Origin of the sequence: Allofournierella massiliensis (assembly GCF_004345265.1) — a bacterium.
Lineage (GTDB): Bacteria > Bacillota > Clostridia > Oscillospirales > Ruminococcaceae > Allofournierella > Allofournierella massiliensis.
In genome coordinates, this window is the sequence record NZ_SLUM01000019.1 from 45,326 (window position 1) to 69,543 (window position 24,218).

The window sequence follows — 24,218 nt, forward strand, 5'->3', positions numbered from 1 at the left end:
TTGTATTTTTGCGTCCTTTTTTCGTTTTTTGTTTGAATTCGGAGGTTTTCTTTTCATGAATCGAATCATTTCCATCCTTCTTTCCCTTGTCATAGCAGCCGGTTTTCTGACCGGTTGTCACCCTGCAGCCGCACCTGAAAATGACGGCAAAAAGCTGCGAATCGTCACCACCATTTTCCCGGAATACGATTGGGTACGGCAGATCCTGGGCGATCAAGCCGACCATGTGGAGCTGACCATGCTCTTGGATAATGGTGTTGACCTTCACAGCTTTCAGCCCACGGCCGACGATATGGTCACCATCTCCGGATGCGACCTGTTCATCTATACCGGCGGTGAATCGGACGCCTGGGTGGAGGATGCATTGTCTCACGCCACAAACCCCGACCTGGTGGCTGTAAATCTGATGGACCTGCTGGGCGATCAGGTAAAAGCCGAGGAGACCGTGGAAGGGATGCAGGAAACCGCGCACCTTCATTCTCACGAGGATGAACCCCATGATGAGCACACAGATGAGCATGATGAGCACGAGCATTCTGAAGAGTGTACCCATGCGCATAACGACGAACACATCTGGCTGTCTTTAAAGCACGCTGTTATTCTGTGCAATGCCATCGCCGACACGCTGGGGCAAATCGACCCTGACCATCGCGATGCTTATGCGGAAAATGCCAGCGCCTATATCCAAAAGCTGACTGAACTGGACGGGCAGTATCAGGCAGTTGTGGATTCCGCTTCCAACCATACCCTGCTCTTTGCGGACCGCTTCCCCTTCCGCTATCTGATGGATGATTACGGCCTTTCTTACTATGCAGCGTTTTCCGGCTGCTCGGCGGAAACGGAAGCCAGCTTTGAGACTGTTGCGTTTCTGGCCGAAAAAGTGGATGCGCTGTCGCTCCCCTGTGTGCTGACCACCGAAACCGCCACCCACAACATCGCCCGCACCGTGGTGGACAACACCACTGCCAAAAATCAGCAGATCCTTGTTCTCAACTCCATGCAGTCTGTTACCGCCGACGATGTGGCTGCAGGTGCGAGTTATCTGTCCATCATGGAGCAGAATCTTGAGACCTTAAAAACCGCACTGGCCTGAGAGGAGCGTTTATGATTCAGATCAATTGCCAGGGCCTGGCTCTGGGCTATCATTCCGCCCTGATGCGGGATCTTAACTTCACTGTCCACGCCGGAGACTACCTCTGCATTCTGGGAGAAAACGGCGCCGGAAAATCCACCCTGATGAAAACCATCCTGGGACTGCTGGCACCTTTGGAGGGTTCTGTGACCTTTGGCGATGGAGTGCGCGCCAATGAAATCGGTTACCTTCCCCAGCAGACGCAGACACAGCGGGACTTCCCCGCTACGGTCTGGGAGGTTGCACTCTCCGGGTGCCAGGGACGTTGCGGTCTGCGCCCTTTTTATACCCGGGCGGAAAAGGAACTGGCCCGGCAATCTCTTGCACGCATGGATATGGCGCATCTTTCCGGGCGCTGTTACCGGGAACTGTCCGGCGGACAGCAGCAGCGGGTATTGCTGGCACGGGCCCTGTGCGCTGCCCGGAAGATGCTTTTGCTGGATGAGCCTGTTACCGGTCTGGACCCCACAGCAAGCCGGGAGCTGTATCAGGTGATTGCCCGGCTGAACAAGGAGGATGGCATGACCATCCTTATGATCTCCCACGATACGAGCGCCGCGCTTCGTTATGCCAGTCACATTCTCTATCTGGGCGAACAGGTCTTTTTCGGAACACGAGAGGAGTTTATCCAAGCCAATCCCGGCTACCGGGATCGGGAGCTGAAAGGAGGCAGTCTGCATGGACATGATGATTGAAAAGCTGGCCCAGTACTGGGCTTACCCCTTTGTTCAATATGCCCTTGTAGTAGGTGTTCTGGTGGCCCTGTGTGCCTCCCTGCTGGGCGTTACGCTTGTACTCAAGCGTTTCTCCTTTATTGGCGACGGACTGTCTCATGTGGCCTTTGGTGCCATGGCGATCGCATCTGTTCTGAGTCTCAACAATGACATGCCCCTTGTTCTGAGCATCACTGTCCTGTGTGCTATTCTGCTGCTGTGCGCCGGTCAAAACACCAAAATCAAGGGAGATGCTGCCATCGCCATGCTCTCTGTGGGCGCGCTGGCCATCGGTTATCTGCTGATGAACGTGTTTTCCACCTCCTCCAATCTGAGCGGAGATGTTTGCAGCACCCTTTTCGGCTCCACCTCCATCCTCACCCTTACCAAAACCGAGGTGTGGCTGTGCGTGGTTCTGTCGGCAGTGGTCGTGTTCCTGTATTTCTTTTTCTACCACAAAATCTTTTCCGTCACCTTTGACGAGAGCTTTGCCGCCGCCACCGGCATCCGAGCAAAGGGCTACAATCTGCTTCTGGCTGTTGTGACCGCAGTGGTGATCGTGATGGCTATGAATCTGGTGGGTTCGCTGCTGATCTCTGCTCTGGTCACCTTCCCCGCCATGTCTGCCATGCGTCTGTTCCGCAGCTTCCGCTCGGTCACGCTTTGCGCCGCACTCCTTGCCGTATTCTGCGCCGCAGCCGGTATCCTCATTGCGATTCTGGCGGGAACCCCCGTAGGCTCTACCATCGTTGCCGTAGAAATTCTTCTTTTTGGCCTGTGCTCGCTTCTGGGCTGGGCCGTCAGGAGGTAACATTCCATGAAAAAAGCAATTCTTTTATTGGCTGCCGCTCTTCTTCTGACATGCACAGCCTGCGGTGAAAGCAGCAGTTCCATTCAATCCGGCACAGCGTCCTCCTCTTCTGCCGGGACAGATGAAGGTTCTCAGGCAGAAAGTATCCCTTCTTCCGAACCGGATGGCTCCAGCAGCTCCGCCACCACCCCGGAAGAATCCGCCGGGGATACATCCGCAGCTTCGGCTGAATCCTCCGATGGGGAACCGGATATCGATCTAACCACACTCAGCAGTATCATGGTATATTCCGAGGCCTTCAACATGTCGGTATCACCGGAGGAGTATATCGGTAAGACCATCCGGATGGCCGGCATTTTTACGACCAATCAGGACCCGGAAACAGAGCAGATCTCCTGCGCTGTGCTCGTGCAGGATGCCACAGCATGCTGTGCGCAGGGGTTTGAAATCATCATGCCGGAAGATGCGGTCTATCCACAGGATTATCCGGATTTCGGTTCGGAGGTAACTGTTGTTGGAGAACTGCAGGCAGACCGCTCCTTGGAGGAATATGGCATGATTTTTCTTCGTCTGGAAAATGTGACTTTCGAAACCCCTTCAGACTTGTAACCGGTCTCCCGTTTCAGGATATGGCCGGGATTTTCGACTTACAATCTGTCGCTTCCCCAGTAAAGCCGGGGGCTTGAGTAAGCCCTAGAAGGACACGATACGGACAATACCCCTCAAGGGGCCACGAATGGGTCGGCCAACTGCATTGCTGACTCATGACGGGCCCCTTAAGGGGCTTTTTTATGCCTTGGTATTCTTGCTACCCGTAACGAGTCTATGAATTCCTTCAAACTCATCTGATCTGCTATCTGGTCTGTTTCCAGTTGCTGTTTGATGTATTCGTTTCCGCCTTACCGTATTCACAAAACATCCTCTTGCGCCCCAAAATGCCGATCCCCGTATTTTAAACTAGCATGGCAATCAAAAATCATCAGACTACTCTTCTCTTTGAGATATCCCATAATTTGTGATACCGCCAATTTCGGCGGAAGCGATACGAGCATATGAATGTGGTCTGACATTGCATGTCCCTCAATGATTTCCACATGCTTGTAATCACAAAGCATCCTCAGGATTTTTCCAACGTTGACACAAAGAGCACCGGAACAGCCTGTGACCTGCTGCTCCGGTGCTCTTTGTTCTTTTCCATTCGTTTTTCCCTTTCGGGCAAACGCAGAGATTAACCCGTCACCGTCCGTTTTCCCGCATATACTCTTCGGTAGTCATTATCCGGGTGTGCAGCGGCGCCAGATAAGACAGCACTGCCTGTGCCTGCGCCTGGGATTCGGTGCTTAACCCGGCCACCGCGTCAGTCAGATAAACAATCCGATGCCCCAGATCGATTCCCGCCAGAGCTGTGGCCAGCACACAACATTCTGCCACCACACCGGTTACCACTACCTGCCGGGCACGCTGCGCCGCCTGCTTTACCTCCGGGATAGCAAAAGACGAATAAACCGATTTATCAAGCAAGGGATAACGCTCCAGATACGGGTCAAACTCCGGCATCATCGCATTGGCGAAAGGGTCCGCGTTGATAGCGGCGTTAACCTGATTGTATTCCGCCCACACCCCCACCGGATTTTCCGGCGGAAGGAATCGGGTAAACATCACCTGGCCGCACACCTGTGCATCCAGCAGCCGCCGAATGGCATCTGCTGCCTGCTCTATCCCGCAGCAGGCCCAGGGCTGACCATCGGTGTATACATTCTGCATATCGATCACAAGCAATAGATCTTCGTTTGGCTGATGACACGTCATATCAAAACCTCCTTGACAAAATAGTTCATCAAATTTAGTATAAACTGTAAAAAAATCTCTTTCAAGGTTTGACTTTCATTGACGGAAGTGCTACCTTTATTATGGTAAAGCGACATTTTGAATAATGGGAATTTTTACCCCACGCAATGAAAGGAAGTGTTGCAATATGAGTGTAACCATGCCGCATATCCAGCTTCCCGACAATCTGGGAATTCCGAACGTCATCCTGCCCGGTGACCCGGATCGTGTGGATCGGGTAGCTGCCTGCCTGGAGCAGCCCGAAGCACTGGCCTTCAACCGGGAATACAAAAGTGTGCGGGGGCTGTATCACGGTGTTCCCGTGCTGGTGATGTCCACCGGGATGGGCGGCCCTTCCACGGCCATCGCCGTGGAGGAGCTGGCACGCATCGGTGTGCAGCGTATGCTCCGCATCGGCAGCTGCGGAGCATTGACGGATCAATTAAATCTTGGGGATCTTGTTCTTGTGCAGGCTGCCGTTCGGGACGACGGCACCTCGGCGGGCTATGCCCCGCTTTCCTACCCCGCGGTGGCAGATCTCGAGGTTCTGACCGCCTGCCAGCGTGCGGCCACGGCACTGAGCGCTTTCCACATGGTCGGTCTGGCCCGCAGCCATGACTGCCTGTACGGAGACAACAATCCCTCGCTTTACGAGGAATGGTCCCGCCGTGGAGTCATTGCCTCGGATATGGAGACGGCATCCCTGTTTGTGGTGGGCAGGTTGCGCGGCGTACAGTGCGGCTCCATTCTGAATGTGGTGGCCGGTTTTCACAAGGACGTAGCCGAGAGCGTGGGCCTTTACCAGAGCGGCGCAGAGGCCACCGCCGCCGGTGAACATCGCGAAATTCTGACCGCGCTGGAAGCGCTGGTTTTGCTGAACCGGTAACACATGCCGGATTCCCCGGCACAACAATAAAGGAGGCATCAATTATGAATCTTTTCAAAACCAAATTCAATGCGGCAACCATCGTTCTGATCCCTGCATGTATCGGCATCAATTATTTGGGCAAAATGTTTGCCAGCCTGCTCAAACTTCCTCTGTGGCTGGACTCCATCGGCACCTGCATCGGTGGCTGTCTGGGCGGCCCGGTCATCGGCGCCATCTGCGGTGCGGCCAATAACCTGATCTACGGCTTCACTGCCGGCGACAACATCACCCTGATCTACGCACTGACCAGTCTGGGCATCGGTGTGGCAGCCGGCATCATGGCCCGGCTGGGCTTCATGAAATCCTTCCCCAAGGCGCTGCTCACCGCCGTAGTGGCCGGCCTTGTGGCGGTGCTCATCTCCACCCCGCTGAACGTAATCTTCTGGGGCGGCACCACCGGCAACGTCTGGGGCGATATGGTCTTTGCTGCTACGCAGGCCGCCGGCATGCCGGTTCTGCTGGGTTCGCTGCTGGACGAGATCGTTGTGGATGTGCCGGACAAGATCATTACCCTGATCGTTGTATTCTTTGTTCTGAAGGGCCTGCCCAAAAAGCTGACCGCCCTGTACGACGCCAATGCAAAAGTGGAACGCCTGGACTAAACCATGAAAAGTATCAGTCTTTATGTGGATAATGGCAGCTGGTTGTGCCGGGTTCACCCGTTCACCAAGCTGGCCTACATCGTCACCGCCATCAGTGTGCCTTTAATCGGCGGTACATTATGGCTGTTCGCAGCCTTTATCGCCCTCAGTCTGGCTGTGCTGGCCAGCGGGCATCTGCTGCGGCGGGTAACACCGCTGGTGGCGTTTTCCTTCACCATTCTTATCACCATTTTCCTGATTCACGGCCTGTTCAACCAGAACAATCAGACGCCCCTGTTCCAGATTGGGCCACTGCGTTTTTATCAGGAAGGATTGCTTTACGCTCTTCGCATCGGCTGCAACGTATTAAACATGCTGTTCTCGTTTGCGATACTGGTGCTGTCCACCAAGCCTTCTGAGCTGGTGGAGGAACTGGAAAAACGAGGCTTTTCCCGCCGGATTGGCTACATCATCATTTCGGTATTCCAGATTGTGCCCCAGATGATGGGCACCATGAGCACCATCACTGACGCCCAGCGCAGCCGCGGTATGGAGACCGAGGGCAACCTGCTCACCCGTGCCAAAGCATTTCTGCCGCTGATTTCGCCGGTGGTCATGAGCGCCCTGATCAACACCCGTGAGCGGGCGGTGGCGCTGGAGGTACGCGGCTTTGCGGCCAAACAGAAAAAGACTTATCTGGCTGATCGTACCCCTCACCGTGGCGACAAGCCGATTACAATCGCTTTGCTGGCCCTGATTGTGCTGGCGGCAGGATGGAGGATCGCCCAATGCCTGTGATTGCTGTGGAAAATCTTAAATACCGCTATCCCCATGCCGACGCGCTGGCACTGGACGGTCTGACCTTCACGGTGGAAAAAGGCGAATTCATTGGTATCGTGGGAGCGAATGGCGCCGGAAAAAGCACGTTGAGCCAGGCGCTGATCGGTCTGGTTCCCCAGTTCTATAACGGCGCCTACGGTGGTCGGGTGCTGATCGACGGCCTGCCCGCCGAAAGCACCCCCATTTCCGAGCTTTGCTGCAAGGTGGGTCTGGTGTTCCAAAACCCCTTCAACCAGCTGTCTGGCGCCAAGGACAACGTCTATGAGGAAGTAGCCTTCGGCATGCAGAACCTGGGAGTTCCCCGGGCCGAAATGCACCGCCGCACCGAAAATGCCCTGAAGCTGCTGGACATCTGGCAGTTCCGGGATCGCAATCCCTTTGACTTGTCGGGAGGTCAGATGCAGCGTGTGGCAATCGCCAGCATTCTGGTGATGGAGCCGGACATTATCGTGCTGGACGAACCCACTTCCCAGCTGGATCCTCAGGGCAGCGAAGAGGTATTCCGCACTGTGGACAAGCTGGCTCACAGTGGTATTACAATTCTGATGATCGAGCAGAAGATTGAAAAAATCGCCGCCTACTGCGACCGTATTCTGCTGCTGCATCAGGGCCATCAGATTGCCTTCGACACCCCGCAAAAGGTATTTTCCCGCCCGGATCTGGAGCAGTTGGGTGTGCAGGCACCGGTCTTTACCCGGATCTGCCGGGCATTGGGCACCACCCTTCCGGATGGCAGCTACCCGGTAACGGTGGAGGAGGCCGCCAACCAGCTGCGTCGCACCAGTGTGCTTCCACCGGTCTCTGCTCAGCAGGAGGAACGCCCGGAGCTGTTCGAAATCCGCAATCTGGAATTTTCCTATCGTCCCGGCACACCAGTGCTGCACGGCATCAATCTGCAGCTGGATGCCCGCCCCACCGCTATCATCGGCCAGAACGGAGCCGGCAAAACCACACTGGTCAAGCTGTTGAAGGGACTGCTGCGGCCCACCGGCCCCAGCATCTGGTTCCGGGGTGAGGATATTTCCCATAAAACGGTGGCCGCGCTGGCTGCTCAGGTGGGCTATGTATTCCAGAACCCGGATGACCAGATTTTCCGATACAACGTACTGGACGAGGTGATGTTCGGGCCGCTGAACATCGGCATGAGCGAAGAGCAGGCCCGGGAAAAATCCCGTGCGGCGCTGGCGCTGACCGGCCTGTCTGATCAGGAAAACAGCAATCCCTATGACTTGGAACTGAACGAGCGCAAAATGGTAGCCATCGCCTCTGTGCTGGCCATGGATCCGGATGTGCTGATTCTGGACGAGCCTACCATCGCGCAGGATATGATGGGACGCCGACGCATTGCAGATATTGTTCGCACCTTGTCTGCCCAGGGCAAGCTGGTTCTCGCCATCCTGCACGACATGGACTTCGTGGCAGAGTGCTTTGACCGGGTGGTGGTTATGGCGCAGGGTCAGGTGGTCGCCGACGGTTCGCCTCGGCAAGTGTTTGCCGACAGTGCCGCTCTTCAAGCCGCCCGCCTGGATCCTCCCCATGTCACACAGCTCTGCACCCGATTGGGTTATGACGGAGTTTTCCTGACCGTAGAGGAGTTTCTGGATGCCTGCGGCTGTCAGGCCTGACCCCCATTGAAACAAATCTTTTCCAAACAAAATATCCCGCGGAGGGACGATTCGCTGAAAGATCATTGTTCTTAAAGCAAAAGAGCTTGTTGTCTATGCAGACAACAAGCTCTTTTTTCTTCATCACCATCAGGCAGCCGCCCTTTTCCCCTGTTCCGTGTGCTGTCCACGCCTGTTTTCCATCATCCAACAGAATGCGGTTCCCCTATCGCTTCACAACGTTTGTGTCTTCCCTCATCTAAATCCCCCACAATCCCGCATACTGCCAGCCGCTCTGCTGTTTCATGCATTCTATAGAACAAAAAAGACCTGTGATCCTAAAATCACAGGTCTTTCTGGTGGAGATAAGCGGGATCGAACCGCTGACCTCTTGAATGCCATTTTATAGGACTATTAGTACAAACAGAAAAATCGGAAAATACCGCAGAATCAAGCCGTTTTCGGGCTCTTTTGTTTCTGTATTTTAGTCGCAAAACATGCCGATTCAATACCAGTTCATTACGACCTTTGGATGGACAAATTTTGCAGCGCACTTGGTACAGAACTCACTGCTTGATCAGTACACACCCACACCTCTCAAAGCTGGAGAACAAGGTTTGCGCGCCCCTGCCCCATAAAAAGCAGAGGGTATTTGTGAGGCCGGAGCGGGCAAAATCGGTGGGTATTTGTGGCAAGTCTGTACCGCTCGGCTGCCATCCGGAGTAGTGGCGGATTTTGCCAAAAATCAGTGGGTATCGCGGTGCCTTTATCCCGTGAACCTATTGTAACAAATCGCCACTAAAATGGGAAGCAAAAAAGCAAAATCGGTGGGTATTTCTGGCGGTTTTGCACCTACCGATTTGTACTGTTTTAGAGCGGTTTTATACCAGCCCTACCCACCGATTTTTTATGGTTCCTTAAATGTTATCCAACCGGACGTACGCGTTCTCAAGAGTGCCTTTAGAGAGCGGGTGGGGGTATGCCCGCCAGCCAAATCTTGCCGAAAAGGTACGCTGGATAGCCGAGCAAACCGCACGGCCTACCGGCCTTTCCGTTTTGGTCAGTATTTGACCCTGTTCTTTGAAGCGGATATGCTGGCCGGCAACGAGGACCGTCATCTGAACAACATCGCCGTGCTGCGCCAGGGCGAAGGTTTTGACTACTGTCCCCTCTTTGATTTTGGGGTGGGGCTGCTCTCCAATACGCGGGACTACCCGTTGGACATTGAGCCGCGCGCCCACCTACGGCTACTGCGCGCGCTTCCACTGGGCACTACTTTCGGCCGACATGTCCAGCCAGACCGTCTACGGCCCCCAGCTGGAGCGGGGCTTTACCGTCGATGACATCGTCGACGCGCTGGCCGGGCCGCTGAATTATGTCCAGCGGGATATGATCTTAAAAGCGACCGTGTATTCAGATGCAGCCTGAGACTCGCGGAACTTATCTTTCTAATCACTCAAAGAGCAGCCTCCAAATGCATTACTTTGCATCCAGGGGCTGCTCTCGCTTTTTGGTATGGTAAGTTACATCAGACTCGAAGCATCTTCTCGAACATCACATCAATACAATCATCATTATCAAGGCAAAGCACATGTTTTTCTTCTCGTTCAGGCTTTGACATATGCCACCATTTTTAAGCTCCACAGATTTTGTTCCAGACATGATGAACGAATTCAAAATGATTTGCTTGTCAGGCGCTGTTGGCTGCAGCCGTACTTCCAGTTCTTTGATTTTTTTGTAAAACTCTATCTTGGGATCATCCGCCCGGACACGGGTCAGTCCCTTGGGGTCTATAAAGCTGATATACTGCACATCAGGGGTATCGACCCATAATACATAATCCGGATAGAAATTTCCAGCTTCGAAAAAGCCCATGCCAACCTTACTTTTGTTCCGCAGCAGATAAAGTGTTCGACCTGCCAGGAGCTGAGGATGCGCGTCTAAATAATCATGCAACAAATCAACGAATAGTTTTTCATCATCATTTAGGCTGACCGGGGATATCTGTATTTTCAATCCGTTTTGTTTTGCGCAAATCAAAGGAGCGTACAGATGATGGTTGAAATCAAAAGCAAGTACCGCTCCAGAAAAAATACTTTTTTCATATCCCGGTATGCCTTTCCGGTCGCGGAGCAAGGCGGAAATATCCCGCACAAAGCCTTCAATGGTTTCCGGGCTTCTGTCACCTTCATGCTCTTGAATATACGAAAAACTATATTCGTCAACAAAATTATTATCTGTGGCGGAAAGTTCCTGATATTCAAGCAGCGGAGCTTCCCATTTTTCTTTTTCGTACTTATAGAATTTGTCCATGTAGCTTTTCAGCACCATGATGCAAAAATCCACCACAGATTCTAACTTGTCTACACTGTCGATCCTAAGATGCGATTGCGGAATAATCAACGCATACCAGCCATCTGTTTCCAGGATGGCCTGAATTTTCTGTTTAACAATACTTATGTTGTAATACAGCTTTTCGTTTTTGTATCGTTCCAGCTCTTCAAATATGTGGTCATAATCCAAATATGGCAGGAATTGCGAGTCAAGCGTGTGCTCATCGGTAACCGAGCGCAACTGCAGGCTCCCGTCTGATTCAATCGTTTGCACCTTGGAACGGCAATCAATCACTACACGATTTTTTAGGAGATACTGCATAAAGCCTTCATCGGGTGCATCCAATATCAGTCGCTTGGCCTGCTTTTTGAAATTGGCGCCGGCTCTGACTTTGATAACACGCAATTTTTTATCCTGCACCTGGTCATACCGGCTGATTACCGGCATCTTAAACTCGTAAACATTTTCGTTGGAGGGCATATCTTCCAATTCGAGATACTTCTTGAAATCCTCCATATATTGCGCTTTGATTCCAAAAATCGTAAGTGTTTCCAACACTTCAATATTACGAGGAATGTTTACAGACCGGTCATCCAGTTTGCGGCTTCGTTTCAGGCAGCCACCGTATCCGCGCAGGCGTACGCCACGGCCAAAAAGCTGAATCGCCTGGGAACCCTCACCCTTGGCAAAATTGATCAAGCCCATGGTCGAAACGCGCCAGCTATTCCAGCCCTCTGTAAACTTGCGCGAACCAATCAGAATTTTGATATTTGATGCCGCCGAATTGATAGCGCGGAACAACGATTCGGAGACAAATTCCTCCGTTTTGGCAACGATTCCCTTTTTATCGCAATTCTTGACCAACCCGGCTGTATCGCCAATGCTGATAACACCAAAATATTCACCGTCATCGCCAATACGCATGGCGATTTCCCCCGGCACCTGCCGTAGATTTTCTATGTGCAGACGGGGAGAATCCGAAGACGTGTCACTGTTGAACACGGTCCGCAAAATATCACGATAAACGTCCTCTGGGTTCGGAGACCCGCCAAACAGTGTTATCAGGGGCTGAAAGTTTTGAGAGAACAGTTCTCTGCCGCTTGCATCCATTAAGCCTGTATCTTCTCCCAAAACAGCACGCAAACGCCGGACGGTGACTTCTTTTTGATTTACGAACTTGTCCAGGAAATCCAGCACTTCCTCCACATCGGTCAGTTCTGCCGTACTGGTGGAAGCCGTCACCCTGTTGCCTACAAAAACAAGCAACGGCTTTTCAATTCGGAAAGGTGCAAACTCGCTTTTCCGTGCTTCAAACAGCTTTAGCTGCTGGTAGAAAGAGAGCAGACAGCCCGTCATATACAGATGACGCTGCTCCTCATCAATACCAGCACGCAGGTTATAGATGCGGTATTCTTTGCCATATCCATCCAAGTAGAAGAATTTATAGGAATAATCCATGATGATGGACTTGCAGTATTCTTCCAGCAAGGCCTGTTCTTTGGCCTTCTTAGGATTCAAGGTTCGCAATGCCTGCTTGAAGGTTGCAGAATATTCAAACGCAAAACCACCATCTGCCGAAAGACGGGTGCGGTAATCATACCACACGTCGCCGGCCAGGCCACGATGCGCCTCATCCACCAGCACAAGATTGTTTTGCTCAAAGCTGTCAATGGAAACGGTTTTGACCTTACCTTCCTCTTTGAGCTTATTCATGTCAATAATCACGACATCATTTTTGCGCTGGGCATAGGCCGTGATATCCTTTTGAAAAATAGTCGCCGGAATGGAGGACATCGTCAATTCCTCCAAATGCTGGTTGCTCATCCCCTCATTGGGAGCAAGGACAATAATTTTATTGATTTCCAGGTGGCTATCCAATCGCTGGGCACGCTTGAGGTAATACAGGAATTGAAGAATGTTGATGTGCATAATCAGCGTTTTTCCGCTGCCGGTAGCGCACATAAAAGCCAGCTTGTTCAAATCCTTTTCGTCGATATGGGCAAAACTGATTTGCCCCATTGTCTTCGTTTCCACGAGATCAATGTAGGCATTCAGGTCATTCAGAAAAGCTGAACGGTCCGAAAAATAACGGTCAAGATAGATTTCGGTAAACAGCAGGGCAATATACTGATAATATTTCAGTGTCAGCCCGCCTCGCTTTTCTCCGATCTGACGCACATGACGGCAGATGTTTTCATCATACTGGCGCAGTTTATCAGGATTGATTTTCACCTTGTCGGCATTGGATGTGCAGATGCGGTGCAAAAAGCGATAGAAGTATGTATTCTGATTTTCGTCCAAGCCTTCATTGTCGGCATCGTTCAATTTTCCTGCTAAATCGAACAACGTTTCTTTCCCGAACAAATTGAGGAAATAGCGAAACAGCACCAGCTGGTCGTTAAATCCGTAATATTCGGGTGTTTTCTTTCTGGGCATAGTGTCACCTACCTATAGGATGCTTCGGATGGAATAACTGCTATGGATGTGTCTTCCAAATCGTCAAGTAAGCCAAGAGAAATCAAAAAGAGTTGCACATCCAGTTTACTTAACCCGGATTTAGGCCCAATGATTACCGTATCAATGGCATCCCTTAAATTTGAAAACACCAATTCAATGTGAGAAACCAGAGTGTTATTTTTGGGGGTAAAACCGTAATTTTTCATTGTTACAGCTCCCCCCGCCATTTTTCTGTGCTCAATATTCCGAAGGGCAAAAGTTGGGGCGAGACTTTTTTCGGTAAGTGTTAGTATACCCAAGCGCCATTCTTCTTCCTCTTTGAATGCTAATTTTTTATAAAGAGGGGCCATGCGTACAAGTGACAGCACCGCATCTCGTACTTTTTGAGGCATTTCTTTCTGGTCACAACTCCATTCAAAAATCGAAGATAATGTGTTTTTGATGGAATCATTACATGCGCGCTCTCCGTACTCAACCTTTCTTAAAAAAACATCTGTTATATCTGCCGGTGGCTCTCCCGATTCGGCAATACGTTCAAGCATTGCTCCTTTGAATCCGATACATACACCGCGACCGTCATCGGCGTATCCACGCCATTGCCCCAAATCATCCGCTTTCTCACTAAAGCACATTGCCCAACATTTCAAATAATCATTCTCAGAAAACTGCGATAATAATCTATCGGTTTTTTTAATGCTTTCTATTTTCTCTGCATCCTCATCTGCCGATGGCCTGAATCGCTTCTTAATTTCCTCTCTGCATTTCTTCGTCATGAATACTATTTCTTCTGCATCATTCGATTTGCTGATATCCGAAAGCCAAATACTGCGGTTTTCCATAATATTATAGAACGTATCTAAACTACAGTAATGGTATAAAGTTTCCCGGGCTTCTTCAGCCATGATGTTATTCCTCCTCGAACATGCGGGCTTTGAATTCCAGTTCGGTCATTTGAACTTTCCAACTTTCTTCGCCGGTGCGCAGGTTTTCCAGGTTGTTGTCGCCATTGACATAGATGACGTCGAATTCGCGGTCCTGAGGATTGATGCGATGCTTGGTGAAATAGGCGTCCAGTGCGGCGTTCGAAGACAACAAATCCTCGGTAATGGTGCGCCAAATCACCAGTGCGCGGCGACCATCGGGCAGGGTGCCTTCCAACTGCTTGAAGCCATATTCTCCACCATTGTCCCTTACCAACCGCACGGCACCTTCATAGCCGCCGGTGGCATCCGGTTCGGAACGGAAATAGCCGACCGTGCTTTGGCGCGCCACAGAGAGACCGATCAAATAGTTGAAGGTCTCCACCAAGTCCACACGCCTGGTCTTGGTTTCGTTGCGTTCGGTAATTTTCATCTGGTAGTTGAACGGGGTTTTGAACTGTTCCAGGTTCAGCAGACTGCCTTTACTTTCGATGTCCAGCATATAGTGAATCAGATAGTCTTCTCCGAACAGGTCGTACAGCGATTTATTCTCTTCCGACAACTGCACATTGGAAAGGGCGTCTTCGTAGCTTTCCAGCGAAAAATATTTCATAATGTGGCTTATACCAGTGCCACGGGAAGCGGGTTTACCATTCTTCCAATCGGCCGAGTAAACTACTTTTTTTATACGAGGCTGTGTAACAGTGTCGAAATATGTACCCATTTCAACAAGAATATATTTTCGTCTTTGACTATCATTTCGATTCATTCCAACAACAACATCACCTGTTGTCGCAGACCCGGCAAAAAAATCCAATATTATAGATTTGTCTTTCATAGCACCGCATGCGCAAATACAATCTTTTACTAAACTATGAGCTTTAGCAAAATCGAACGGCTTATTCCCAAAAAGATCTTTTAATTCAGTTGGCGCATAATTTGCAGACGCATACTCATTTTTGTCCCACCATGTAGTAGGCATTGCATCTTCGTCCATTCGTGTTTTGAAATCAATAGATATGCCATCGGCGCTCCTTCTAACACGATATTCACCAAATGGAATTTCTGATTTTACTCTTTCATGACCGCGTTGCCAATTCTTTTCAATTGCTGTTCCACCTTGAATTTTGATAGGATATACCAGAACTTCATCTGGCCTAATATTTTCTTTAAGGTCGTATTGTTGAGTTTCTGCATTCCATACCATATTCAAAACACGAAGTTCATCATCTTTTGAAACTGCTATAGGATAATAAAGTTTCGGCCTATCTGTCCTTAAATCGTTGTTTCCAGCGCGAATGAAATTCATCCAAGCATAATGACCGATTGAATCCGACAAAGGATATCTTTTTAATTTTGATATGCTATAGCCAATTGGGAATGGGGTAGTATCCTCTGTTTTGGTATAGAACAAACAATATTCATGCTGCGGGGAAAACTTACCTTTTGTTTTCCTACTTTGAGGATTTGAGCGAACCACTGCAGTGCCTGCGTGCTTTGAAAAAAGGGCTTCTAACAGCAAATCCATCCTATCTATTTCTGCATCATCAATTGCTACTGATACCATACCATTTGAAGCTAATAATTTATAACATTGAGCAAGCCGATTTTCCATCATGGACAAAAACGATGAATGCTTATAATTATTCTTGTAAAGGATTTCACTTGCATCCGTATTGTATGGAGGATCAATATATGTTACATCTATTTTTCCGGTGTACAATTGCGCTAAAAAATTTAATGCTTGATAATTTTCACTTCTAATCATCAATCCACCAGTCTGCTCATCCAAATCCTCAATACTGGCTACCAGACGGTCCTTAAAATCGCTTGAAAAGTGCTTTGTATCCACTACGAGATTCTGATTTTGGCGCAGGAAATCAAGGGTAGGCGGATTGGTCCAGCCAACAGTGGCCAAATCACCCTCTACCTCGTCAATAGCGTACATTTCTATCCATTCCTGCATCTGCGCCGGATTGGCAACGATTTCCGGCCAGAAAGCCTCGTCAATGCGGTCCAGCGTCATACACCAGTTGGTTTCCACCACGAACTTCTTTTTCAGCCACAGCTTTTTCTGGAAATCCTCGATCTGGGCCAAAAAGTCAATAATGATGTGACCCACCCTCTTGATGGCTTTCACCTTTGCCAGATAGGTCTCCACACGCTGTTCATTTGTGGTGTCCAGGTCATCCAAATGGATGATTTCGCTCTTGATATAGAAGTCCAGCTCCCGGTACAAAAAGCCCTTCAAATCTTTGTGGATAAAATAATCGAAGGTGTTTTTTGCCACATAGGCTTCCAGGTGCTTGTCAAGTAATGTTTTGGTCTTCTTTTTGTCGGTAGACACATCTGCCAAAAGAATCTTCATAAGCTGCGGATAATCCGCCGCTATTTTTTGCCGAATGGCTGCACCGTTCAACTCCAGATATTTGGCCTTTTTATCTTCCGGCACATCGAACACAAAACGTACGATGAACTCGTTGGTGTCTTCCCGGTATTCAAAGGTTTTCAGTTCCGGCTGTTCCTCGGTTTCCTGATAGAGCATGAAAGTGCGCTTGGAATCTTTGGATTCCTTGTTGTTGTTCTGCTCGGTGGTGGCGTCTACCAGCAAAAAATGCACCGTGCAGCTATCGCCGTAGGCGTTGCGGGCAACAAAGGAATAGTCCTTGAAATTCTCAGCTGTTTTGATGTAATACTGGTCCTGGTTTGCCCAGTACAGCTTGACTTCCTCGCCCTCGTACGGAATGGCATACACGCCTTCCTTATACCGGCGCTTGGAGATAAAATCACCTTCATCGTAATAGCGATTGAAGAAGCTGTACAAGGCCGAATATACATCCGCCTCCAAAGCAGACAGATCCACACCGGCCGCCAGCTGAGATTTCAGCTGCTTATACTCTTGTACCATAGGGATGCTGTCGGGCAATTGGGAGATATCAGCGCCAAGCGACTGTTCGATCTCAGCAAGGCGCCTTTCGATATCGCCGGTGTTGCGGGCAAAGGGCGCCAGCGTTGCCTGCACTTTTTGCGGGAGTCCTTCGCTGAGAAATTTCTCGATTTCCTGCTTGCGGATGTTCATGATGCGGTAAATACCGAAATCCAAATCGGATTTATCCAATTCAAAAATCCCTTTCATCAGGGATACAAAACGGTCCAATCGTTCGCTCATTTCTTGAGGTTCCTCCTTACTCTACCTGCCATTCGATTGCAAACACATCCCGGCTGGCTGTTTGCCTGACCATTCGCCGGTCTAATGCTTCAATCATCCGCCTGCGTTGTTCACCAATCTCATCTTCGCGGTCGGCAAGCTCGCTCCTCTTCTTTCGCTTTTGCCGTTCCAGCTCCTGCAAACGGCGGTTAGCCTCCAGTTTTTCTTCCATGCTCTGTGCTTGCCGAGAAGTACGCTCTGTTTCCCGAATCTGCCGTTTAACGGCATCCAGTTCCTGTTCCAAGCTCGCAACCTTGTCTTGCTCCCAGCGGAAAATCCTATCTTCTTCCGCACGGAAGTATACAAGGTTTCGGGAATCAATGGTCTGCAATTTCCCGGCAATATGCTGTCTGGTATTCTGCTGCAGCTTTTTAAGAACGGCGTCCGGAAGCGAGGCGGCTTCCTGCGCAACAGCAGCACACAAAAACAGCTTCTCGCAATCCTCCTGCGGTATCGGCGTACCGTCTGCGGTATAGGCCGTCAAGATGCTGTATTGTTCATTATCAAAAGCAGTAATATCCAAATTGGAAAGCTGTAGATACCCATGTGCTCTTTGCAGATATTCCGGCAGCGTTACCCGCATCACATTTTCGCTGGGTACAAAGGTGATTTTACCGGCAGGCAGCGAAAGGTTATGCGCCTGATGTAATACAAACTGCGCCAATGGGCAAGACAGCCGATAGGGAATCCCGTCCCGTCCATTGTCGGTGATAAGACGGTAAGGACCTTGGCTAAAAGAACCAATTTCTTCGGTAAGCCGGAATGTATGGGCAGCATCGTCAAATTGCGCCTTGCCAGCCAAAATAAACTTGGTGAGCTCCCAAAAGATATACTCATACCGATTCAGGAACGCGCTGGTTTTTTCCTTTGATAGTTTAAGCCGTTCCTGTACATCAATATCAAAGTTTTCCAAAACCTGCTGTTTGACTTCGTCCAAGCGGCCTTCGATCTCTTCCTGCATATCGTCCTGCAATTTGGCAAAGGCGGCCTCGATTTCCTCTTCGGTTCGGCATTGCTGGTAAATTTCCCATATACGCCGCTCGAAATCCACGCCATCGGTTTGGCCCAGAATTTCATCCGACGCACCAAACACATCATCAAACAAATTGAATTTTTCGCTCAACAAAGCAAAAACGCGCATATCCGCAAAATTGCGCTGGTTGATAAAGTTTACCACCACCACATCGCTTTTTTGGCCGTAGCGGTGGCAGCGACCAATTCTCTGCTCGATGCGCTGGGGATTCCAGGGCAAATCGTAGTTTACGACCAACGAGCAAAATTGCAAGTTCAAACCTTCCGCCGCTGCTTCCGTTGCAATCATGATTTCTGCCGTATCGCGGAAATAGTCGACCAGCGCAGCCCGGCGGTCCGCCGCTTTGATGCCGCTGATACGTCCGTTATAAGCGTTTCTGTCGGCCCATTCGTTATAAATGGCATTGGACTCTTTGTCCGAATTGGAACCATTAAAAAGCACGATTTTCCCATGATACCCATTTTGTTCCAGAAATTCTTTCAGGTACTTTTGCGTTCGGGTAGATTCTGTAAAAATCAATGCTTTCCGGTTTGCGCCAATAGTTGGCAACTGGGAGAACGCCTTTTCCAGAGCATTCAAAAGCGACTTAGCTTTGGAATCGCAAGGAATTCTTTTCGCCATGTCAATAAAATGTTGAATCGTGTTGATCTCATCCCGCAATTTGGCCTTGTTGATTTGACCTTCGTCCGCATCACTTTCCGGTTCTAAATCCTCGCTATCCTCTAAAAGCCCCATCTCCTCCGCTTCGATCCAGTCGGTAATGGACAGCTGCCTGGCGCACTCCTCTTCCAACATCTTTTCAAGACGGGATTTGACGGATTCCAGAGTACCCAATAAGGCATATGTAGAAGAGGCGAGAATTTTACGAATAATCATCGTGGTAAGCATCTGCTGTCTGCGAGGAACTGAATACAAGTCATCGCGGCGCAAAAATTCAGATACTTCGTTGTACAGCGTTTGCTCCAAATCTGTAGCGTCAAATTTCTGGGTGAGCGGAAGCCGCTTGGTATAGTTGATATATTCCGTAACATCCTTGCGCAGCGTTCTTATATAATAAGGTGCAAGGCGCGCCCGTAAATCGGCGATGTTCCCTTCCGCGACATACTCAGAGCGAAAAGAGCGGCTATCTCCAAAAATGTTTTCATCTATAATGCTGGTCAAACCATAAAGTTCCATCAGCGAATTTTGGAACGGTGTAGCCGTAAGCAGCAGCTTTTTGGCATCCGCAAGGGCATATTTGACCGCCTGGGCGGTTTTTGCGTTCTTTTTATATACGTTCCGCAACTTATGTGCTTCATCAATGACTGCAAGGTCAAATCCGCACAGACGAATCTCTTCCATTTTGCGGGCTGCAAAATAATATGAGCAAATCACGATTTTGCGTTGCAAAAAAGGATTTTTGCCTATCCGAACATACTCATTATAGTTTTTGGTATCAAGGATTTCATTGGGAATTCCAAATTTATCTGTCAGCTCAAAGCTCCACTGCTTTCGCAGCGAAGCGGGACAGACAACGATAATTTTGTGTTTCCCCGTAGACCAGTATTGGCATATGACCAGACCAGCCTCGATCGTTTTCCCCAAACCTACTTCATCGGCCATAATCAAGCCTTTGGAAAGAGGAGATTGAAAGGTGAATAACGCCGCTTCAATCTGGTGCGGGTTAATATCAACCGTTGCATTGAGCAGAGACTGTGACAGGCTATCCAATTCCCCACCCAGTGCTTTTTGACTGAGCAGATTGGCATAGTATTTTGCATGATATTGTGTAATCATATACTTCGCCCACTTTTCACGAGAATACAAACGCTGTGCGCTATGCTTTTATTTATCCAAAATTACTCAATTCTTTTCCCATCCGGGAATTCAATCACGATTTTTACGGTAGCGCCCAGGGCACTGCCGATTTTCTCCCAGTCTTCCATGCTGAATTTCCCTGTGTTGAGCCGGTTGGAAAGTGTCTGGGGCGACCAACCGGCATTGCGTGCCAAATCCGCTTTGGACATGCCAGAATAGGCACAGGCCATATCAATCAGTTGTTTTACGGTCATTTTACATCACCTCATTTCTCATTATATATAGTATCGTTTACGCCGTCAACGATACTATATATTTTTTCACGATACAATAAATAAAATCATTGACATCATAAATGATTTCGTGTATAATAAAGACATAGAAAACACCACCTCAAAGATTTCGAGCATAAGGAGGCCGATTACAATGAAAAACGCTGTACGCACCTGCAGCCACTTTATTTATGAAGTGGATAACATCCCGGACCATCGAAGCCGCCGGTTTGGTTGTTGTCCTTGCCTGATGGCTGTGAGAGAGTTTGCTGCGTTCCAACAAAAAAGCCGTGTTCAGGCGGCCACCCGAACACGGCAAGCGCAAAATCAACCCACTATTAAATAAGTCCATTCTGCCCTTTCATCATAACATGCCGGCCCATGCAAAACAAGCCGGAAAGGGCAGTTCTCAGAAATTCACACCTGATATATAAAGGAGAACTGACATGAAAAAGGAAACTACATTTGAAAAGAGCTACCTCACCGTAGCGGACGTGAAAAGCTATCTGTGCATCAGCACCTCGGCAGCTTACGAACTGACCCATCGTAAGGATTTCCCGGTCTGCCGGCTGGGATCGTCCATCCGTATTCCTACCCAGCTGTTCTTGGCCTGGGTGGAAAAGCACACCCGCGTCCCGGCCGATTTGACCCCTGTCCAGAAGGAGGTGGCCTTCCATGTCGGGTAAACGCGCAAAGGGGGAGGGATCTGTCCACCGGCTCCCCAGCGGGAGCTGGCAGAGTCAAGTTATGGATGGTTACACCGATAAGGGAAAGCGCCATATCGTTAGCTTTACGGCCCCCACCCGAGCAGAGGCTTTGGCCCGGCTGCGGGAGTATCTTCTGAACAAGCAGGAGGTTACCGAGCAGGAAACGCCCGAAATACCGCTATTCGCAGAGTATGCCCAGCGCTGGTATGAGGCCTACCGCTCTCAGGTAGAGGAGTCTACCTATGCCAACTATCGCTACACCTTGAAGCTGTTGAACGGTGCCTTTGGTAAGCTTCCACTGAACGATATCAAGGTGGCACAGGTGAACCAGTTTGTCAACGGACTGGCAGCTAAAGGCTACTCTGCTTCTCAAATCAGCAAATGCCGGTCCATGCTGATTCAGATTCTGGATGTGGCCGAAGCGGATGACCTGGTGGTAAAGAATTACGCCCGGCGGGCTTTCCGCACCACCAAACAGCTGAGCAAGGAAAACAAAACTCACGCAAAGGATGCGTTCTCAGTGGAAGAGACTGAGCGGTTGCTCATCGGCTTGCCCGACAATCTGCTAGGCAACAGCATTCGCCTGATGCTTGTTTCCGGCCTGCGTTTGCAGGAACTGCTGGCCCTGACACCCCGGGACATTGCCGAGGACGGCAGCTGGGTCCGAGTGAACAAGGCCGTCAAGATGGTAGATGGTATCCCCAAGTTGGGAGACCCCAAAAGCTACACCAGCCGGCGAGTTGTCCCTATCGCGCCCAAGTATCATCATATTGCGCTTTGGCTGCGGGAGAACGGCGGACAAGCGTTTCTCTGGTGTGCACCCCGGCAGGAGAGCCTGCTCTATAGCACCGGCACAGTGCGCCGCAAGTATTACCGACTGCTGGAGAAATACCCGGATGTACGCCGGCTTTCGCCCCACTGCTGCCGCCACACCTATGTGACCCTTTTGCAGCGTCAGGGCGTACCCATGGAGACCATTGCCCGGCTCACCGGTCACACTGACATCAAGACCACAGGAAACTATCTTCATATTTCCGGCGATACACTGGCCAGTGCCGTGACTGCACTGGAACAACTGATTTGATTATAGAAAGAGGTATAAATCGTGGAAAAGGAATACAACATCTCCATCAACATCACCCCCAAAGCCTTTGAGGGGCTTGCCCGGCAGGGGATGCTCTGCCATCAGGGCATCTGTGAGCTGTGTGACGACGCACTCGCCGCCGCTCTGCCTGGCGAAAAGGCCCGCGTCTGCGTGGCGCTGGCGCCGGATGAGGACAAAAATTATCTCAATATTGCGGTGTCCGACTGGGGCTGTGGCATGGAGCTCGCCGCCCTTACCAATGCGCTTCAGCTGGGCAGCGCTCCGCTGAGCAACGACCGCCTGAATGAACATGGCTACGGCCTCAACAACGCGTTGGCCTGCCTGTCCGGCGGCACCGGTGACTGGTGCATCTACACCCGCAGTCAGCCCGGCCCGTATTTCAAGGTCAGTGGCCCCTTTGACCTGAACATGACCGTCAAAATGACCGATACCATTGACCTGCCGGAAGGGCTGAATCTCCAGTGGCCCGATCCCTCCACGGTTATCCATGTGCGGGTACCGATGGCTATCGCCCGCACCTTGCAGCGACAGGGCAACCGAAAGCTCAGCGACCTGGTCACTCTTCGGATGTGGCTGATTGAGCATCTGGGCGTTGCGTATCGAGGCTATCTGGAGCTGGACCCGGTCACGCTGGAGCCCAGCGCCAAAATTGCGGTGACTGTGGGCCAGAGCAGCCTGCTGGTTCCACCTATCCCGGTCCCCATGATGATGGGCCGCACCGAAAAGCTGGAGGTGGAGCTGGGCGGCCAGGTAGTGCCAGTGACCTACGTCCATGGTACCCTCGATAAATCGAAACAGGAACATCTGGTGCAGGGCAGCAAAGCCCGGTTCTACTACCAGTGCAGCCAGCCCACACAGGGCATTGATATCCGGCTGGGCAAGCGGGTAATTGCCACCGCCCAGTTGGGGGAAGTTTGGCATCGGGAAGACGGCAGCCCTCTTTGCCGGCACAACAGCTACAACGATTTTGTGGGAGAACTGATTCTCCCGGAGCTTCCACGGGGCGTTCTGGCCACTCTCAACAACAAGACCGGCATCGACCGCAACGACCCGGATTGGGATGTGGTCTTTGAAGCACTGACGGATTTCCCGCCGCAGAAAAATGCCGCCGCATTCAGCGAGGATGAACTGAAAAAGAAGTGGATGAAAATCCTCAAGGCCGCCAATCCGGAGGACGATGTGACCAGTGAAATCTCCGTCTGGCCCACCGGTACCCGCGTGGATGTGGTGGACAAAGGAGCGAACGGGAAATGCGACATCTACGAGCTGAAGACTCGTAAAGCGGAACCACAGGACCTGTACCAGCTGCGGATGTACTGGGATGGCCTGGTGCTGGAGGGCATCCAACCCACCCGGGGAATTCTGCTGACGGCCAAATATAACGATGCCATCCGGGAAATGGCAGAGCAGATGAACAGCCTGCCGACACCCAACCTGCCGGATGGTACACCCAGCGAACCCTACCGGTTTTTGCTGGCGACCCATCAGGAAAAAGAACTGTCTGTATAAGGAGGAAATAAAAATGATTCTGGATGCTATCTATAACGGAGATTTCCGTCCGGGTGAAACCGGATTTATGGACCGCGAGGACTACCGGGAAGCCATGCGGGCGGCGGAACTTTTCCGCGTTCAGCTGATGGAGAGCATTGGGCAGGAGGATAATCTCCTTCTGGAACAGCTGATGTGTTACATCCAAGACGCCGAAGCTGCTGCCTGCGCCGGCAGCTTTCAGCACGGATTTTCCGCAGGACTTCTGCTGATGCAGGAGGCACAGACTCTGATGCGGGAAAAAGGCATTTCCGAAAAGGAATGAAAACTACACCGATAATGACAACGGCGAACAGCGGACCTGGAACATTTCCGGGTCCGCTGTTCTGTCTTTTTTGCAAATAACGCAAGAATTTACAAAATGTTCACAATTAAAACAGCTTTTTCGCTGCGACCACCCC

At 50.5% G+C, this 24,218-nt stretch carries 20 protein-coding genes and 1 pseudogene; 14 read left to right on the forward strand and 7 right to left on the reverse strand.

The annotated features are described in order from the left end of the window. Window positions 1-55: 55 nt before the first annotated feature. From EDD77_RS11575 to EDD77_RS11590, 4 genes are read left to right on the forward strand one after another with little or no spacing between them, the layout of a single operon-like run. Window positions 56-1,093, forward strand: coding sequence for a metal ABC transporter substrate-binding protein (locus tag EDD77_RS11575; protein WP_058964378.1), 1,038 nt, complete (start codon window positions 56-58; stop codon window positions 1,091-1,093). An 11-nt stretch (window positions 1,094-1,104) separates the two neighbouring features. Next, window positions 1,105-1,827, forward strand: a complete 723-nt coding sequence (locus EDD77_RS11580; protein ID WP_058964379.1) for a metal ABC transporter ATP-binding protein — start codon at window positions 1,105-1,107, stop codon at window positions 1,825-1,827. Continuing rightward, window positions 1,811-2,656: a metal ABC transporter permease gene (locus EDD77_RS11585; protein ID WP_172733320.1), complete on the forward strand. Its 846-nt coding sequence runs from the start codon at window positions 1,811-1,813 to the stop codon at window positions 2,654-2,656. Before EDD77_RS11580 ends, EDD77_RS11585 begins: the two co-directional genes overlap by 17 nt. A gap of 6 nt (window positions 2,657-2,662) precedes the next feature. Next, complete coding sequence (locus tag EDD77_RS11590; RefSeq protein WP_058964380.1) at window positions 2,663-3,265, forward strand: hypothetical protein; 603 nt, start codon at window positions 2,663-2,665, stop codon at window positions 3,263-3,265. A 180-nt stretch (window positions 3,266-3,445) separates the two neighbouring features. Here EDD77_RS11590 and tnpA read toward each other — a convergent pair. Together tnpA and EDD77_RS11600 are read right to left on the reverse strand one after the other, a co-directional pair. Next, a pseudogene (gene tnpA / locus EDD77_RS18540) lies at window positions 3,446-3,885 on the reverse strand (IS200/IS605 family transposase). Between the two features lie 7 nt (window positions 3,886-3,892). Then, on the reverse strand, window positions 3,893-4,465 hold the full coding sequence (locus EDD77_RS11600; protein ID WP_058964382.1) for a cysteine hydrolase family protein: 573 nt from the start codon (window positions 4,463-4,465) through the stop codon (window positions 3,893-3,895). Window positions 4,466-4,631: 166 nt separating this feature from the next. Here EDD77_RS11600 and EDD77_RS11605 point away from each other — a divergent pair, with 166 nt between their 5' ends. From EDD77_RS11605 to EDD77_RS18095, 5 genes are all read left to right on the forward strand, one after another. Further along, a complete protein-coding gene (locus tag EDD77_RS11605) occupies window positions 4,632-5,369 on the forward strand; it encodes a nucleoside phosphorylase (RefSeq protein ID WP_058964383.1) in 738 nt (245 codons plus the stop codon). Between the two features lie 44 nt (window positions 5,370-5,413). Continuing rightward, window positions 5,414-6,013, forward strand: a complete 600-nt coding sequence (locus EDD77_RS11610) for an ECF transporter S component (RefSeq protein ID WP_363315494.1) — start codon at window positions 5,414-5,416, stop codon at window positions 6,011-6,013. A 3-nt stretch (window positions 6,014-6,016) separates the two neighbouring features. After that, window positions 6,017-6,790, forward strand: coding sequence for an energy-coupling factor transporter transmembrane component T family protein (locus EDD77_RS11615; protein WP_058964385.1), 774 nt, complete (start codon window positions 6,017-6,019; stop codon window positions 6,788-6,790). Next, on the forward strand, window positions 6,781-8,457 hold the full coding sequence (locus EDD77_RS11620; RefSeq protein ID WP_058964386.1) for an ABC transporter ATP-binding protein: 1,677 nt from the start codon (window positions 6,781-6,783) through the stop codon (window positions 8,455-8,457). Before EDD77_RS11615 ends, EDD77_RS11620 begins: the two co-directional genes overlap by 10 nt. A gap of 1,266 nt (window positions 8,458-9,723) precedes the next feature. Next, the gene (locus EDD77_RS18095; RefSeq protein WP_156417378.1) at window positions 9,724-9,864 is read left to right on the forward strand and encodes a hypothetical protein; all 141 of its coding nucleotides are present in this window, start codon (window positions 9,724-9,726) and stop codon (window positions 9,862-9,864) included. Window positions 9,865-9,990: 126 nt separating this feature from the next. On the opposite strand, the gene EDD77_RS11625 is transcribed toward EDD77_RS18095, so the two are convergent. The 5 genes from EDD77_RS11625 to EDD77_RS11645 all read right to left on the reverse strand — a co-directional run bounded on the left by EDD77_RS11625 (window position 9,991) and on the right by EDD77_RS11645 (window position 20,439). Then, window positions 9,991-13,206 carry a DEAD/DEAH box helicase family protein gene (locus EDD77_RS11625; RefSeq protein WP_242868388.1) on the reverse strand — a complete coding sequence of 1,072 codons (3,216 nt, stop codon included), beginning with the start codon at window positions 13,204-13,206 and terminating at the stop codon, window positions 9,991-9,993. Between the two features lie 8 nt (window positions 13,207-13,214). Continuing rightward, a complete protein-coding gene (locus tag EDD77_RS11630) occupies window positions 13,215-14,129 on the reverse strand; it encodes a DUF2971 domain-containing protein (protein ID WP_058964388.1) in 915 nt (304 codons plus the stop codon). Between the two features lie 4 nt (window positions 14,130-14,133). Continuing rightward, complete coding sequence (locus EDD77_RS11635) at window positions 14,134-17,316, reverse strand: site-specific DNA-methyltransferase (protein ID WP_058964389.1); 3,183 nt, start codon at window positions 17,314-17,316, stop codon at window positions 14,134-14,136. A gap of 16 nt (window positions 17,317-17,332) precedes the next feature. Next, the gene (locus tag EDD77_RS11640; protein ID WP_058964390.1) at window positions 17,333-20,164 is read right to left on the reverse strand and encodes an SNF2-related protein; all 2,832 of its coding nucleotides are present in this window, start codon (window positions 20,162-20,164) and stop codon (window positions 17,333-17,335) included. A 62-nt stretch (window positions 20,165-20,226) separates the two neighbouring features. Then, complete coding sequence (locus tag EDD77_RS11645) at window positions 20,227-20,439, reverse strand: helix-turn-helix domain-containing protein (RefSeq protein ID WP_058964391.1); 213 nt, start codon at window positions 20,437-20,439, stop codon at window positions 20,227-20,229. A gap of 172 nt (window positions 20,440-20,611) precedes the next feature. On the opposite strand from EDD77_RS11645, the gene EDD77_RS11650 reads away from it, so the two are divergent. From EDD77_RS11650 to EDD77_RS11670, 5 genes are all read left to right on the forward strand, one after another. Further along, window positions 20,612-20,803, forward strand: coding sequence for a hypothetical protein (locus tag EDD77_RS11650; RefSeq protein WP_132587395.1), 192 nt, complete (start codon window positions 20,612-20,614; stop codon window positions 20,801-20,803). A gap of 100 nt (window positions 20,804-20,903) precedes the next feature. Further along, complete coding sequence (locus tag EDD77_RS11655) at window positions 20,904-21,143, forward strand: helix-turn-helix domain-containing protein (RefSeq protein WP_058964392.1); 240 nt, start codon at window positions 20,904-20,906, stop codon at window positions 21,141-21,143. After that, window positions 21,133-22,248 (forward strand): tyrosine-type recombinase/integrase, encoded by a 1,116-nt coding sequence (locus EDD77_RS11660; RefSeq protein ID WP_082669605.1) that lies wholly within the window; start codon window positions 21,133-21,135, stop codon window positions 22,246-22,248. Before EDD77_RS11655 ends, EDD77_RS11660 begins: the two co-directional genes overlap by 11 nt. 21 nt (window positions 22,249-22,269) lie before the next feature. Then, window positions 22,270-23,778, forward strand: coding sequence for a PDDEXK family nuclease (locus tag EDD77_RS11665; RefSeq protein ID WP_058964394.1), 1,509 nt, complete (start codon window positions 22,270-22,272; stop codon window positions 23,776-23,778). A gap of 13 nt (window positions 23,779-23,791) precedes the next feature. Beyond that, window positions 23,792-24,082, forward strand: a complete 291-nt coding sequence (locus tag EDD77_RS11670; protein WP_058964395.1) for a DUF6809 family protein — start codon at window positions 23,792-23,794, stop codon at window positions 24,080-24,082. Window positions 24,083-24,218 lie beyond the last annotated feature (136 nt).

What these genes read in the sequence shown, in the direction of transcription:
- EDD77_RS11590 (WP_058964380.1), top strand. Translation starts at nt 2,663, where the DNA reads ATGAAAAAAGCAATTCTTTTATTGGCTGCCGCTCTTCTTCTGACATGC.
- EDD77_RS11580 (WP_058964379.1), top strand. Translation starts at nt 1,105, where the DNA reads ATGATTCAGATCAATTGCCAGGGCCTGGCTCTGGGCTATCATTCCGCC.
- EDD77_RS11620 (WP_058964386.1), top strand. Translation starts at nt 6,781, where the DNA reads ATGCCTGTGATTGCTGTGGAAAATCTTAAATACCGCTATCCCCATGCC.
- EDD77_RS11625 (WP_242868388.1), bottom strand. Translation starts at nt 13,206, where the DNA reads ATGCCCAGAAAGAAAACACCCGAATATTACGGATTTAACGACCAGCTG.
- EDD77_RS11575 (WP_058964378.1), top strand. Translation starts at nt 56, where the DNA reads ATGAATCGAATCATTTCCATCCTTCTTTCCCTTGTCATAGCAGCCGGT.
- EDD77_RS11610 (WP_363315494.1), top strand. Translation starts at nt 5,414, where the DNA reads ATGAATCTTTTCAAAACCAAATTCAATGCGGCAACCATCGTTCTGATC.
- EDD77_RS11635 (WP_058964389.1), bottom strand. Translation starts at nt 17,316, where the DNA reads ATGAGCGAACGATTGGACCGTTTTGTATCCCTGATGAAAGGGATTTTT.
- EDD77_RS11655 (WP_058964392.1), top strand. Translation starts at nt 20,904, where the DNA reads ATGAAAAAGGAAACTACATTTGAAAAGAGCTACCTCACCGTAGCGGAC.
- EDD77_RS11615 (WP_058964385.1), top strand. Translation starts at nt 6,017, where the DNA reads ATGAAAAGTATCAGTCTTTATGTGGATAATGGCAGCTGGTTGTGCCGG.
- EDD77_RS11670 (WP_058964395.1), top strand. Translation starts at nt 23,792, where the DNA reads ATGATTCTGGATGCTATCTATAACGGAGATTTCCGTCCGGGTGAAACC.
- EDD77_RS11600 (WP_058964382.1), bottom strand. Translation starts at nt 4,465, where the DNA reads ATGACGTGTCATCAGCCAAACGAAGATCTATTGCTTGTGATCGATATG.
- EDD77_RS11650 (WP_132587395.1), top strand. Translation starts at nt 20,612, where the DNA reads ATGAAAAACGCTGTACGCACCTGCAGCCACTTTATTTATGAAGTGGAT.
- EDD77_RS11605 (WP_058964383.1), top strand. Translation starts at nt 4,632, where the DNA reads ATGAGTGTAACCATGCCGCATATCCAGCTTCCCGACAATCTGGGAATT.
- EDD77_RS11630 (WP_058964388.1), bottom strand. Translation starts at nt 14,129, where the DNA reads ATGGCTGAAGAAGCCCGGGAAACTTTATACCATTACTGTAGTTTAGAT.
- EDD77_RS11645 (WP_058964391.1), bottom strand. Translation starts at nt 20,439, where the DNA reads ATGACCGTAAAACAACTGATTGATATGGCCTGTGCCTATTCTGGCATG.
- EDD77_RS11585 (WP_172733320.1), top strand. Translation starts at nt 1,811, where the DNA reads ATGGACATGATGATTGAAAAGCTGGCCCAGTACTGGGCTTACCCCTTT.
- EDD77_RS11660 (WP_082669605.1), top strand. Translation starts at nt 21,133, where the DNA reads ATGTCGGGTAAACGCGCAAAGGGGGAGGGATCTGTCCACCGGCTCCCC.
- EDD77_RS18095 (WP_156417378.1), top strand. Translation starts at nt 9,724, where the DNA reads ATGTCCAGCCAGACCGTCTACGGCCCCCAGCTGGAGCGGGGCTTTACC.
- EDD77_RS11640 (WP_058964390.1), bottom strand. Translation starts at nt 20,164, where the DNA reads ATGATTACACAATATCATGCAAAATACTATGCCAATCTGCTCAGTCAA.